This window comes from Streptomyces sp. NPDC015220, from assembly GCF_043079345.1.
In the GTDB taxonomy this organism is placed as follows: Bacteria; Actinomycetota; Actinomycetes; order Streptomycetales; family Streptomycetaceae; genus Streptomyces.
The window spans coordinates 245423-259070 of sequence record NZ_JBIBUK010000012.1 but is presented as its reverse complement, the minus strand read 5'-3'; the positions used below and the strand labels follow the sequence as shown (position 1 = coordinate 259070).

Annotated in this window: 9 protein-coding genes; 3 read left to right on the top strand and 6 right to left on the bottom strand. The window is 73.2% G+C overall.

All coding sequences use genetic code 11. The features are described 5' to 3' along the window. The 6 genes from ACF061_RS23895 to ACF061_RS23870 form a co-directional block, all read right to left on the bottom strand. Window positions 1-143, bottom strand: a 143-nt coding sequence (locus ACF061_RS23895) for a chorismate synthase (RefSeq protein WP_392268984.1), incomplete at its 3' end; no start/stop codon positions are given. 241 nt (window positions 144-384) lie between these two features. Then, on the bottom strand, window positions 385-2373 hold the full coding sequence (locus tag ACF061_RS23890; RefSeq protein ID WP_392268974.1) for an anthranilate synthase family protein: 1989 nt from the start codon (window positions 2371-2373) through the stop codon (window positions 385-387). Beyond that, on the bottom strand, window positions 2370-3065 hold the full coding sequence (locus tag ACF061_RS23885; RefSeq protein ID WP_392268973.1) for an isochorismatase family protein: 696 nt from the start codon (window positions 3063-3065) through the stop codon (window positions 2370-2372). Before ACF061_RS23885 ends, ACF061_RS23890 begins: the two co-directional genes overlap by 4 nt. Before the next feature lie 63 nt (window positions 3066-3128). Beyond that, on the bottom strand, window positions 3129-4331 hold the full coding sequence (locus ACF061_RS23880) for a 3-deoxy-7-phosphoheptulonate synthase (RefSeq protein ID WP_392268983.1): 1203 nt from the start codon (window positions 4329-4331) through the stop codon (window positions 3129-3131). A 488-nt stretch (window positions 4332-4819) separates the two neighbouring features. Then, window positions 4820-6010 (bottom strand): IS701 family transposase, encoded by a 1191-nt coding sequence (locus tag ACF061_RS23875; RefSeq protein ID WP_392268972.1) that lies wholly within the window; start codon window positions 6008-6010, stop codon window positions 4820-4822. Window positions 6011-6519: 509 nt separating this feature from the next. After that, a complete protein-coding gene (locus ACF061_RS23870; RefSeq protein ID WP_392268982.1) occupies window positions 6520-7905 on the bottom strand; it encodes an MFS transporter in 1386 nt (461 codons plus the stop codon). Between the two features lie 319 nt (window positions 7906-8224). Between ACF061_RS23870 and ACF061_RS23865 the strand changes: the two genes are divergently transcribed. The 3 genes from ACF061_RS23865 to car all read left to right on the top strand — a co-directional run bounded on the left by ACF061_RS23865 (window position 8225) and on the right by car (window position 13592). Further along, the gene (locus ACF061_RS23865) at window positions 8225-8821 is read left to right on the top strand and encodes a TetR/AcrR family transcriptional regulator (RefSeq protein WP_392268971.1); all 597 of its coding nucleotides are present in this window, start codon (window positions 8225-8227) and stop codon (window positions 8819-8821) included. Between the two features lie 93 nt (window positions 8822-8914). Further along, on the top strand, window positions 8915-9730 hold the full coding sequence (locus ACF061_RS23860; RefSeq protein WP_392268970.1) for an aminotransferase class IV family protein: 816 nt from the start codon (window positions 8915-8917) through the stop codon (window positions 9728-9730). Window positions 9731-10211: 481 nt separating this feature from the next. Further along, window positions 10212-13592, top strand: coding sequence for a carboxylic acid reductase (gene car, locus ACF061_RS23855; protein ID WP_392268969.1), 3381 nt, complete (start codon window positions 10212-10214; stop codon window positions 13590-13592). Window positions 13593-13648 lie beyond the last annotated feature (56 nt).

Here is a 13648-nt window from a genome sequence, read left to right as displayed (position 1 = left end):
CGGCCGTAACCCAGACGACGCCGCGCGAGGTGGTCCGCCACCATCTCCGTGGTGATCGGCACGCCGGCGGGAAGACCCTCCAGCGTGGCCACCAGCGCGGGTCCGTGCGACTCCCCCGCCGTCAGCCAACGCAACCCGCTCAACGGTGCCCCTCCTCGGTCGGGCGGGGCCGTGGGGCCGGGCGCGGATGCCGGGGGAGGCGACGGCGCGGCTCGCCGCGGAGGCCGGGGAACGTCCCGGCCGCCCGGTGCGGGCCGTCCGGGGCGGCGCGGCCGAGGACGGAGCAGGACACGGCGACGCGGTGGCGGCGGTGACAGGCGGTCCGGGCCGGGCGCGGGCGGCCCGGGCGCCCGGTGCTCCGGACGGGGCCGGCGAGTGGCGCGCTCACCGGGCCGCAGCCGTCCGCCCGGCCACGGCCCCGGCCGCGAGGGCGCCGATGAGACGTACGCCGTCCTCGGTGAGCAGCGACTCCGCGTGGAACTGCGTGGAGGCGAAGTACGGCCCGCGCAGCGCGTGCACCTCTCCGGTGCCGGGGTCGCGGCTGGCCCGCACCGCGCCGACGCCGGCGAGGTGGAACTCGTCCGTGGTGCTGCGGGCCGCGAACGTGTTGTAGAAGCCGACGCGTTCCCGTCCGCCGAAGAAGTCGATCTCGCGCTGGACGCCCTGGTTGGGGACGTCCCGGCGGACCAGCGGCAGGCCCAGCCGGGTGCTGAGCACCTGGTGGCTGAGACAGACGGCGAGGAACGGGCGGCGCCCGTCGAGCAGCCGGCCGATCGCGTCGTGCAGATGGGCGATCTTCGGATCGTCCGTCTCCCGGGGGTCGCCGGGGCCGGGGCCCATGACGACGAGGTCGTGCCGGGCGGGGGAGTAGGGCTCGTCGAAGCGGCGGACCGTCACGGTGAGGCCCAGGGCGCGCAGTTGGTGGTCGAGCATCCAGGTGAAGGTGTCCTCGGCGTCCACCACCAGCGCGGTGCGGCCGGCCAGCTCCGGCAGCGGGTGCTCGCGGGCGGTGGCCTTCGCCAGCCAGAACCCGGCGAGCGTCGCGTTGCGCCGCTCCAGCACCGCCCGGACCTCCGGGTGCGCGGCGAACCGCGGCTCGGGCCTCCCCGCGCCGCCCGGCCCGGCGTTCCCGTTCGCCGTGTCCCCGGCGCGGCCGGTGCCGGAGCGGAGGGCGGCGAGCAGGCCGGCCGCCTTCGCCCGGGTCTCGGCGACCTCGGAGGCGGGGTCGGAGTGGCGCACGAGTGTGGCGCCGACGCCGATCCGCAGCCGGCCCCCGGCGTCGATGTCGGCGGTGCGGATGAGGATGGAGGAGTCCAGGGCGGGCGCCCCGGCCGTGTCCCGTCCGATGAGGGCGAGGACGCCGCTGTAGTAGCCGCGTCCGTGCGGTTCGTAGCGGCTGATGACCCGGCAGGCACTCTCCAGCGGACTGCCGGTGACCGTGGGGGCGAACAGGGACTCGCGCAGGACCAGCCGCGGGTCGAGGGAGCTGTGGCCCTCGACGAAGTACTCGGTGTGCGCGAGCCGGGCCATCTCCTTCAGCTGCGGGCCCACCACCCGGCCGCCGTCCTGGCAGATCCGGGCCATCATCTTCAGCTCTTCGTCGACGACCATGTACAGCTCGTCGGCCTCCTTGCGGTCGGCGAGGAAGTCCAGGACGCCGGGCAGGGTGGGGCCGGTGGCCGGATAGCGGTAGGTGCCGCTGATCGGGTTCATGACGGCCGTCCCGCCGGTGAGACTGACGTGCCGCTCGGGGCTGGCGCCGACCAGTGTGCGCTCGCCGGTGTGCACGACGAACGTCCAGTAGGCGCCCGACTCTCCGCGCAGCAGCCGCCGGAAGAGGGACAGCGCGCTGCTGTGACTGTAGTCGGTGATGTCGGCGACGAAGGAGCGCTTGATGACGAAGTTGGCGCCCTCGCCGGTGCCGATCTCGTCCGTGATGACCCGGCGGACGATGTCGGCGTAGTCGTCGTCGGCGATGTCGAAGTGCTCGCCGGTCAGTGTGATGGGCTCGTCGGGCAGCCGCTCCAGCACCTGGGCCACCGGCAGCCGTTCCTGCCCGGTGACGCTCATCGCGAGGAGCGGTTCGCCGTCGTCCGCGTGGGCGAAGCCGCGTTCGCCGATCTGTCGGTACGGGATCAGCGCCAGCACCTGGTGCGGGGCGGCGCCGGCGGCCGGCGGTCGCGCCGGGACGGGGAGGTCGGCGAGGGTGGCGGGGGCGGAGACGTCGCCGACCAGCAGGTCGAGGGTGGCGGGGCCGGTCGCCTCGGGCCGGTGCACCAGCGCGAACGCCGGCGGCCGGGGCGCCAGCACCCGGTCCAGCAGGTCCCCGGCAAAGGCGTCCGGCCGGGCCGCGTCCGTCGTCCGCCCGGTCATACGGTCACCTCGCGGACGTCGGCCGCCCGGCCGGTTCCGGCGGAGGCGGGCGCGGCGGCCGGGGACAGGGCGGCGAGGACCGTGTCGGTGGTGGTGACCGTCGCGCAGCGCTGGGCCGCGTACTCCACGGCGAGCCGGTGGTGGGCGGCGGAGAAGTCCGCGACCGCGTCCGCCACCAGGAACGGCTGGATGTCGTGGGTGAACGCCTCGACCGTGGTCATCAGCACCCCGACGTGCGCGTACACACCGCACACGACGAGCTGGTCGCGGCCGTGCCGGCGCAGCCAGTCCAGCAGTCCGGAGCGGAAGAAGGCGCTGTAGCGCCATTTGGTGAAGACCGCGTCGCCGGGGGTCGGCGCGAGCGCTTCCACCACCTCGCGGTCGGCGGGGTCGACGCGCATGCCCGGGCCCCAGAAGTCCTTCAGCAGACCGCGCTCCTCCTCGGTCATGCCGCCCGGCTGCGCGGTGTACGCGACCGGCAGGCCCAGCTCGGCGGCCCGGCGGCGCAGCCGGGCGGCGTTGTCCACGAGCGGGCCGCGGACCGTCTCCGGGAACGGGCGCAGGAAGTAGCGCTGCATGTCGTGGACGAGCAGGGCCGCCCGGGCGGGGTCCACGGTCCAGTGCGCGATGTTGTCGGGCAGGTCGTTGGCCGAGGGCAGCGAGTAGGGCTCGATGGGGGGTATGCCCGCCATGGCGTTCCTTTCTAGGGTCTCCTGGGGGGTGCCGGCGCGGCGGCGGGGCCTCGGGGGGCGTGGTCAGGCGGCGACGGGGGAGACCGGCTCCCGGCTCACCGACCAGGCGCCGACCGCCGCGAGGGCCTGGGCCGGATTGAGCCGCGGGTCGCAGAAGCTGGCGTACGCCGTGCCGACCGCGTCCAGCGCGGACTCGTCGGCGACGCACTCGCTGACGTCGTCGGGGGTGGTCTCCAGGTGCAGGCCGCCGGGTGTGCCGCCCCCGGCCACGACCGCGGCCCGGAAACCCTCGATCTCCGTCGCGACGGTGCGTACCAGACGGGTCTTCAGTCCGCCGGGAGCGGTGACGGTGTTGCCGTGCATGGGGTCGCTCAGCCAGATCACCGGATGCCCGGCGGCGCGGACCGCGGCGACCAGGCCGGGCAGCCGCTCGGTGACCGTGCCGGCGCCCATCCGGGCGATCAGCGTCAGCCGGCCCGGCACACGCGCGGGATCGAGCCGCTCGCACAGCGCCAGCAGGTCCCCGGCGGTCATCGTGGGACCCACCTTGCAGGCCACCGGGTTGGCGACGGCGGCGAGCAGGGTGACGTGCGCGCCGTCGACCTGCCGGGTCCGCTCCCCGATCCAGGGCCAGTGCGTGGAGGTGAGCAGTGGACGCCCGTCCTCGTGCCGGCGCACCATGGGCACCTCGTAGTCCAGCAGCAGGGCCTCGTGGCTGGTCCACACGGGGGCGCCGATCGGGGCGCCGCTGTGCGGGCCGTGCCAGCCGAGGTGGCCCATCACCGTGTGCGCGGCGTCGTAGCCCGTCAGGATGCGCAGCGGTTCGGGTCTGCGCAGCTCCGGGTCGGGCAGTGGGCTGTTGACCATGTGCCCGCGGTAGGAGGGGAGTTCCAGGGCGCCGACGCGTTCGAAGGACTGCGAGCGGGGCTTGCCGTACTGGCCGGCGATCCGTCCGACGCGCACCACCGGCCGGCCGCTCTCCATCTCCAGGGCGCCGGCGAGCATGTTGAGCAGGCCCGCCTTGCGCGCCACGTGGTCTGCGGTGCTCTCCGCGGGGTCCTCGGCGCAGTCGCCCGCCTGCATCACATGGGCTTCGCCGGCCGCCACCCGGGCGAGCAGGGTGTGCAACCGGTCCACGTCCCGGGGCTCCACCAGCGCGGGCCGTCGGGCGAGTTCCGCACGGACTTCCGCCACCCGGGCGGTGTCCTCCCACGGCGGTTGCTGGAGGGCCGTCTCGTAGTTGAGGTCGAGCAGCACGTCGTCCACTGTTTCTCCGATCACGGATGGCCGGTTGGGCACAGTCTTCGCGCCATGTTCCATTCACGTGGAATCAAGAGCGGTGGACGGGGAAAGGAGAGAAGGAGGAAAAAGCGGCCGCAGCGCCGCATTCGAACCCCCGCCCAAAGGCCGACTCATTTCGTCGGCACGACAGATCATGTCCGGGTGCCAAAGGGCTGCCAATGATTTCCGCCGTGATGTGTCAGGTGCCCGGCAGTCCGTCAGGTCCGTCGATGTGCGCCGGGGAAAGCGGAAGAAGGCGGAAGAAGGCAGGCGGCCGGCGCGGCCGCCTGCCTCGGGGAGAAGAGGGCGGGAAACGACTGGAAACGGGAAGGGGAAGCGGGACGGAAATCAGGGTGGGAAAGGGGGCGATGGACGGGGGAGGGCGGGGTTGCAGCGGGAGTGGGTAACGGGCCGGGAAGCCCGTGCCGTGACCGGACGCCGCGAGCTTCCGGCGAACCTTCCCGGTCACAGCACTAGCGGGAGCGCCCCGACAGGGCGACGATCGCGTGGGCGGCCGAGGCGAGGGTGACGTGCCGGTGCCAGCCGCCGAAGGACCGCCCCGTGAAGTCGCGCATGCCCACCCCCTCGGAGATCTCCGCGAAGTCCGTGTCGACCTTCTCGGCGAGCTTGCTCAGCCGGGCCAGCAGCGCGGGTTGCGCGGCGGTCATGTTGGTCAGCCACAACTGGGTCCGGTCGCGCCCACGCGCGTCCTCCACCCCCAGCAGGGCCAGTTCGCCGCCGCCCGCCGCCCGCCCGCCCGGGACGGGCAGGGACACCCGGACGGTCGCGACCAGGTGGGTGTGGCGGGCGGTGTCCGGGCGGGAGCCGGTCCAGGAGGCGGGCCGCCGCAGGCTTCGGGCCGCCTCCATGATCCGGCCCGCCGGCAGCACCTGGCCCCCGCCGGCGGGCAGCAGGGGATCGGTGACGGTCAGGCGCAGCTCGCCGTCGGCCCGCACCAGCAGCGGGACGCCCGAGTCGGCGAACTCCTGGAAGAGCGTGGCCGAGTGCACCTCGCTGGTGTCCACGACGAGCGGCCGCACGGGAAGGTTCCAGTTCAGGGCGGTCTCGGAGCAGACCCCGCCCAGGCATTCGGTCAGGGTCTCCGGTCCGGCGCCGTCCGGTATCGCGACCTGGCTGCGCCGGCGGTGGTCCTTGAGCCAGGCCCGGGGCAGGTGCAGCCGCCAGTTGACCGGCACGGTCACGTCCTCGGACGCGGCCCACACACCGACCGCCCGCTGCGCGTTGAGCACCTGGCCGAGGCCGGGGAAGAAATGCCGGTCCACGCCCACGGAATGCTGCCCGGACTTCGGGATGATCATGAGCCGGGCCACCCAGGCCTGCGGCTGCGAGACGGTCGTCAGATGGTCCGCGAGAGCCCGCCGCATGGGTACCCAGTCCCAGGTGGAGGAGGACACGAAGTGGTGCAGGTTCTGTTCGGACACGTCGTCGCCGAACAGCGCGGCGATGGCACGGATGGACTTCCGTCCCTCGGCCTGAAGCAGTCCGCGTAAGTAGTAGAGGGCCTTCCGGTGCTGGTCGCTCCGGGTCAGGGAGGCGAACAGCCGGGGGGACAGGTCGGCGAGGGTCGTCTCGCGGGGGTGCGCCGGGGCCGGGGGGAAGACCGCTCGCTCGATGGTCCCGGGGCGCAGGTCGACGTAGGTCATGGGTCTCCTGGGAAGACGTGGAAGGACGCGCAGAACGCGCACGCGAGCGCGGACGTCGATACGGGCACTCGGGTGCGGGGCGTGGCGACTCGGGGAGTCAGCGCGGTGGACGGGAACATCGAGCGGCCCACCCGGTGCTCGGCGTCGGTGTCCCGGTCGACCCTTGTCCGGGAGCCGCGCGCCCGGCCTGCGATGTCATCCCCCACCTCCATGAACCGTCGGGACTTCACTCCTGCGACGGCCCTGCCGACTGTAACGGTCGCGTAAAGTGATGGCCACTGTACGGAGCGAGAGTGTCAAGTCGTCCTCGGGTAAAGGCGGCGCCAAGCACCGGTCAAGAATCAATCGCGTCAGTGCCAGGTGCCCTCCGGCGTCGGCCGGTCCGCCGTGGCGGGGCCGGCCCGCGGGTGGCGTCCGCCGGGAGGGGGCCCGGCCCAGGGGCGGGGACCCGGGCCCTGGCTCCGGAGGGCGGTGCGGCGCCGCTCCCCGGAGCCAGGCCGGCGAGGCGCCTATTCGGCCGGCGCCTCCTCCCGTGGCACCCAGCGCACCGCGAGCCAGCCGAGGCCCAGCGAGAGCAGGCTCGCCACGGCGACGGCCACGTGCATGCCGGAGACGAAGGCGTCCTTGGCGTCCTCGACCGCCGCCGCGGAGACGCCGGGCCGCTCCAGGGTCTCGGGCAGGGTGCCGGCGAGGTCCGGTCCGAGGAGCCGGAAGCAGACGGCGGCCAGGGAACCCAGCAGTGAGATGCCGAGCGCGTTGCCGAGCTCGTTGCTCATCTCGGCGAGCGACGCCGCCGAACCGGCGCGTTCGGCCGGGACCGCGGCGACGGCGGTCTCCGCGACGAGGCTGAAGGACAGGCCGTAGCCGATGCCCGCGATCATCGTGGAGGCGATGAACGCCGTCACCCCGCCGAGGACGCCGGTGAGCAGCATCAGCAGCAGGCCCACGCCCATCGCGAAGTGCGAGGCGATGAGGGCCGCGCGCTTGCCCACGCGGTCGACGATCGCGCTGGTGCCGACACAGGTCGCGGTGAGCACGACGGCGCCGGGAACCGCCAGCAACGCCGCGCTCAGCACGCTGTGGCCGAGGACCGACTGGAGGTAGACGCCGCTGAGATAGCCGGCGGCGGCCCAGGCCACCAGGGAGAGCAGGCCGGTGAGGATCGCGACGGTGAACACCCGGTCGCGGAAGAGCCGCAGGTCGAGCAGGGGTTGCGGCAGGGTGAACTGTCTGCGCACGAACAGCGCCACGATCACCAGCCCGACGGCGCCCACGGCGAGCTGGGTGGCGGAGAGGCCGGACGCCGCGGCCGACTTGACGGAGTAGACGGTCAGCAGGATGCCGACCGCGGACAGCAGCACGCTGAGCGCGTCCACCCGGCCGGCACTCGGCTCGCGCACCTCCTTCAGCAGGGCGGGCGCGAAGAGCAGGAACAGCACGACGACCGGGATGTTGATCAGGAAGACCGAACCCCAGGAGAAGCGGTTGAGCAGCAGGCCGCCGATGATGGGCCCGACCGCGAATCCGGCGGCGAAGGTCGCCGCGAAGACGCCGATGGCCTGCGCCCGCTGCTTGGGGTCGCGGAAGAGGTTGCTGATGATCGCGAGCCCGGAGGGCAGCAGGGTCGCGCCGCCGAGCCCCATGAGAGCGCGGCACAGGATGAGGATCTCGGGGTTGGGGGAGAGCGCCGCACCCACCGAACCGGCGCCGAACACGGTCGCGCCCGCCAGCAGGAACCTGAGCCGGCCGTACCGGTCACCGAGGTTGCCGAACGCGATGAGCAGCGACGACACCACGAAGCCGTAGATGTCGAGGATCCACAGCGCCTGGTCCGTGGTGGGGGTGATCGCGGAGGTGATGCTCGGCATCGCGAGGTAGAGCACGGAGCCGTCCATCGCGACGAGGGCGACCGGGCCGAGCACGATGAGCAGGCCCAGCCAGGCGCGCCGGTCGGCACGCTCCGCGACTAAGTCCAGGGAAGTCACGGGCAACCTTTCGGGGGAAGGTGCGGAGTTGTTCACGCAGCAGTGGTCACGTTCGTCATCGGGTGCGTACGATGTACGCGAAAGGGCGCGGTCGGCGTACCTGGTGCAGACGGGGAAACGGTGGCCGTCGCACGCCACGGAAGTACGCGCGTCGTACGCGGAAAGTGGTGCGTACATCGTACGCATGATGATGCGTACAGTGTACCCATGTCGCTGGTTAGACTACAGCATGGCCATCAAGACGCAAGGCAGGCAGGCGAGTTCGACAGGGCTCACCCGACGTTCCATCATCGGCGCCGCGATTCGCATCGCCGACGCCGAGGGCATCGCGGCGCTCTCGATGCGCCGGCTCGCGAACGACCTCGACTCGGGTGTGATGTCCCTGTACCGGCACATCGCCAACAAGGACGAACTGCTCACCGCGATCACCCGCGCGGTCTGCGAGGAGCATCCCTATCCGACCCCCGCCCCAGCGCACTGGCGCGACGCGGTGCGGCTCGCGGTCGAACTCGACCGGGAGGTCTACCGGAAACATCCGTGGACCCTGGTCACCCAGGCCTCCGCCCGGCACTTCACCGACACCGCGTGTCTGGACTGGATGGTGGACGCGCTCGCCGACCTCACGGACGAGCCCGAGCTGGCCCGTACGCTCACGCTGACCGTCTGGTCGTACGTCCAGGGCGCCTCCATCCAGCGCGTGGCGCACCAGCTGCTCCCCGGCGGCGACGAGTCCGAGCAGTCGCCGATCCGGCCCACCGAGGACGACTTCGCGGCCGGGCTCGAGGTGCTGCTCGACGGCTTCGAACGGCAGGCGAAGGGCGCGTGACGGGCGGATGACATTCGACTGATCACCCGTCAGTCGACGTCTCTGCCGCGACATTTCGCCGTGTCCGTCCGGAAAACCGGTCGTTCTCCGGATATGACACACCCGACCGACCGCCACCTCGTGTGGCACAACGGCGAGACACCCGCCCTCGCGGATCTCGTTCCGCTCGCGTTCATGGGATACGCGCACTTCACGGCCATGCAGGTGCGCGACGGCCGGATCCGCGGACTCGACCTCCACCTGGAGCGGCTGCGCCGTGGCTCGCTGGAGCTCTTCGGCCGTGCCCTGCCCGACGAGCAGGTGCTGACCCAGTTGCGCACGGCGCTGAAGGATGCGCCGGCCGACCTCTCGCTCATGGCCACGTGCTACCCCCCGGCCGGCGAGTTCACCGCCGCCGGCCCCGACACCGCCCCGGCCGTGCTCGTCCGCACGGCCCCGCCCGCGACGGGTCCCGAGGGACCGCTGGCCCTCGCGGCGGTGGCGCACGAACGCTTCATGCCGTCCGTCAAGCACGTCGGCGAACCGGCCAAGACGTACTTCGTACGGCAGGCCGCCGCACGCGGCTGCGACGACGCCGTCTTCGTCGACCGCCACGGGCGGCTGACCGAGGGGTCCATCTGGAACCTCGCCTTCTGGGACGGCTCTACCGTGGTCTGGCCGGCCGCCGAGATGCTGAGCGGGGTCACCATGGGCATCGTCCGAAGGCAGCTGACCGGCCTGGGCATCCCGCAGCGCGAGGCGGAGATCACCCTGGACGACCTGCCCGCGATGGCCGGCTGCGCCGTACTGAACTCCTGGACCCCCGGGGTCGCGGTGCACCGCGTCGACGGCGTCGAGCTGCCCGAGGCCCCCGCCTTCCTCGACCTCCTGCACCGCGCCTACGCCCTCGAACCCCTCACCGCCGCATAGACCACCCGGCGCCCCGCACCCATCGGCGGGCTCCGCACACCCACCCTCGCGCGGAGCCCGCACACTTCCGCCCCGCCGCCCCGCCGCCCCGCCGCCCCGCCGGCCGCCGCCCCGCCGCCCCGCCGGCCGCCGCCTCCGGCCCGGTCCGGCAGCCCGCCCGCCCGGTTGTCGGCGCACGGCATCCCCCGGCGGACGACGCCCACCCGCACACGCGCCCGGCGCCCGGTCCCGAGATCCCCCACTGTCAGGCGGACCTGACAGACCCTCACCAGCTTTCTCCCGGCGCCCGTCGCGATCCGCTTAGCATCGGGCCAGGGTTCCCGGTCGGCGTGCGCCCGCCCCCAGCGGTCCGGCGCCGCCCGTCACTGCGCTGCGCGTCCCCTCTCTCGCCACTCCTCCACTCCTCCACCCCTGCCCCGTCCCACGACACCCGTCCGACCACCTATGCGACGCGGAGACCACATTGCGACTCGCGCAAGTCATGGAAGACGTCTTTGAGCGCCATGCGGACCGGCCCGCCGTCGGCGAGCGCGCGAGGGAGTTCGTGCGCGACGCCCGGACCGGGTCCGTCTCGGCGCGGCTGCTGCCCCGTTACGAGACCACCACCTACCGCGAGCTGTGGGACCGGATCCGCGCGGTGGCGAGCGAATGGCGCCACCACCCCGAGCGTCCGCTGAGTCCCGGCGACCGCGTGGCCCTGCTCGGCTTCACCAGCCGCGACTACGCCACCCTCGACCTCGCCTGCGTCCATCTCGGCGCGGTCACCGTGCCGTTGCAGACCAGCGCGCCCGTCGACCAGCTCGCGGCCATCGTCGCCGAGGCCGAGCCCGCCCTGATCGCCGCGAGCACCGAGCGGCTGGCCGAGGGGGCCGAGCTGGTGCTGCGGACGCCGTCGGTGCGGCGACTCGTCGTCTTCGACCACCATCCCGTCGCCGACGATCAGGCCACACGTTTCTCCGAGGTGTGCGACCGGCTCGCCCGGGCCGGCCGGGACGTCGACGTCATCGCCCTGCCGGACGTGCTCGACCGTGCCCGGTCCCTGCCCCGCGCCCCGCTGTACACCCCCGGCGAGGACGAGGACCCGCTCGCCATGCTCATCTACACCTCCGGCAGCACCGGCACCCCCAAGGGCGCCATGTACACCGAGCGGCTGGCCCGGGCGATGTGGGGCGGCGCCTGGTCCAAGCTGTTCGCCGGCACCGACGTCGTCACCATCAACTACATGCCGATGAGCCATGTCGCCGGCCACTCCTCGCTGAAGAACGCACTGGTGCGCGGCGGCGCCAGCTACTTCACCGCGTCCAGCGACCTGTCGACGTTCCTCGAGGACATCGCGCTCGTCCGGCCCACCGAGCTGTCCCTGGTGCCACGCGTGTGCGAACTGCTCCACCAGCGCTACCAGAGCGAGCTGGGCCGACGGGTGGACGAGGGCGCGACCGCCGAGGCCGCCGCGGCCGAGGTGCTCCACCGGCTGCGCCAGGACGTCCTCGGCGGCCGTGTCACCTGGGCCAGCAACAGCTCCGCCCCGCTCTCCGCCGAACTGACCGAGTTCACCGAGTCCCTGCTCGGCATCCCGCTGCACAACGTCTACGGATCGACGGAGGCCGCGGGGATCTCCGTCGACGGCGAGCTGCTGCGCCCGCCGGTGACCGACTACAAGCTGGCCGACGTGCCCGAGCTGGGCTACTTCCGCACCGACACCCCGCACCCGCGGGGCGAGTTGCTGCTCAAGTCCGACGCCGTCGTCCCCGGTTACTACCGGCAGCCGGAGCAGACGGCGGAACTCTTCGACGCGGACGGCTACTACCGGACCGGTGACATCGTCGCCGAGCTCGGGCCGGACCGGATAGCCGTCGTGGACCGCCGCAAGAGCGTACTGAAGCTCTCCCAGGGCGAGTTCGTGGCCACCGCCCGGCTGGAGGCGGTCCTCGCCGCCGCCCCGCTGGTCCGGCAGGTCTTCGTCCACGGCAACAGCGAGCGCTCCTATCTGCTCGCCGTGGTCGTCCCCACCGAGGACGCCCTGGCCCGGCACGGCGACGACCCCGCGCGGCTCGAACGGCTCCTCGGCGCCTCCTTCCAGCGGATCGCGCGCGAACGCGGCCTGAACTCCTACGAGATACCCCGGGGCCTGCTCCTGGAGACCGAGCCGTTCAGCCAGGCGAACGGGCTGCTCTCCGACCACCGCAAGCTGCTGTGGCCCAAGCTCGTGGAGCGCTACGGCGAACGCCTGGAAAAGCTGTACGCCGACATCGCCGCCCGCGAGACCGGCGAACTGAACGAGGTGCGCCGCACCGGCGCCGGCCGGCCGGCGCTGGAGACCGTCCAGCGGGCGGCGCGGGCGGTGCTCGCCGGCACCTCGGCCGATGTGGCACCCGAGGCGCACTTCCGGGACCTCGGCGGCGACTCGCTGTCCGCCGTGTCGCTCTCCGATCTGCTCCAGGACACCTTCGGCGTCCGGGTGCCGGTCGACGTCATCATCAGCCCCGCGCACGACCTGCGGCAGCTCGCCGCCTACGTCGAGGCCAAGCGCGCCGCCGCCGCGACCCGGCCGACCTTCGCGTCGGTGCACGGCGCCGGCGTCACCGAGGTGCACGCCAAGGACCTCACCCTCGACCGGTTCCTGGACGCGCGCCTGACGGCCGGCGCCCGGGAGCTGCCGCGGCCCGCCGGCCAGCCGCGCCATGTGCTGCTGACCGGCGCCGGCGGATACCTGGGGCGCTTCCTCACCCTGGAGTGGCTGCGGCGGCTGGCCGGCGAGGGCGGACGGCTGACCGTCGTGGTCCGCGGCCGGGACGCGGCGGCGGCCCGCCGCCGGCTGACCGACGCGTTCGGCACCGACGACCCCGAACTGACGCACACCTTCGAGGAGTCGGCCGCGGACCACCTGGAGGTCCTGGCCGGCGACATCGCCGAGCCCGGACTCGGCCTGGACGCGGCGGACTGGGAACGGCTGGCCGCGGACGTGGACCTGATCGTCCACGCGGGCGCCCTGGTCAACCACGTGCTGCCCTACGACCACCTCTTCGAGGCGAACGTCGTCGGCACCGCCGAGGTGATCCGGCTGGCCCTGACCACCCGGCTCAAGCCGGTCACGTACATCTCCAGCGTGGCCGTCTCCATGGCCCGGCCGGGGGACCCGCTGGACGAGGACTCCGACGTCCGCACCGCGCTGGCCGTGCAGCCCGTCGACGACGGGTACGCCAGCGGGTACGCGACGAGCAAGTGGGCCGGCGAGGTGCTGCTGCGCGAGGCCCACGACCAGTGCGGCCTGCCGGTCACGGTGTTCCGCTCCAACATGATCCTCGCCCACAGCCGGTACGCCGGCCAGCTCAACGTGCCCGACATGTTCAGCCGGCTGCTGTTCAGCGTGCTCGCCACGGGCCTCGCCCCGCGCTCCTTCTACCGGGCCGACGGCGACGGCGCGCCCCGGGCCCACTACGACGGGCTGCCCGTCGACTTCACCGCCGCCGCCGTCCTCGCGCTGGGCACGGCGACCTCCGGACACCGCACCTACAGCCTCGTCAACCCGCACGACGACGGCGTCTCCCTGGACACCTTCGTTGACTGGCTGGCCGCGGACGGGCACGGCATCGAGCGGATCGAGCGGTACGACGACTGGCTGGTCCGGCTGGAGGCGGCGCTGCGCGCCCTGCCGGAGGCACAGCGCCAGTACTCGGTCCTGCCGCTGCTGCACGGCTTCCGCGAACCCGAGCGTGCGGTGCCCGGCTCGGTCGTCCCCTCGGAGCGCTTCCGGGCAGCCGTCCGCGAGACCGGTGTGGGAGCGGCCCGGGACGTCCCGCACCTGTCGGCGGCCCTCGTCCGCAAGTACGCCACGGACCTGCGCCGCCTGATGACCGGCTGACCGGGCCGCGCCCCGCGTCCCGAGGCGATCCGGTGGCACGCGCCGGGCGGTTCCCC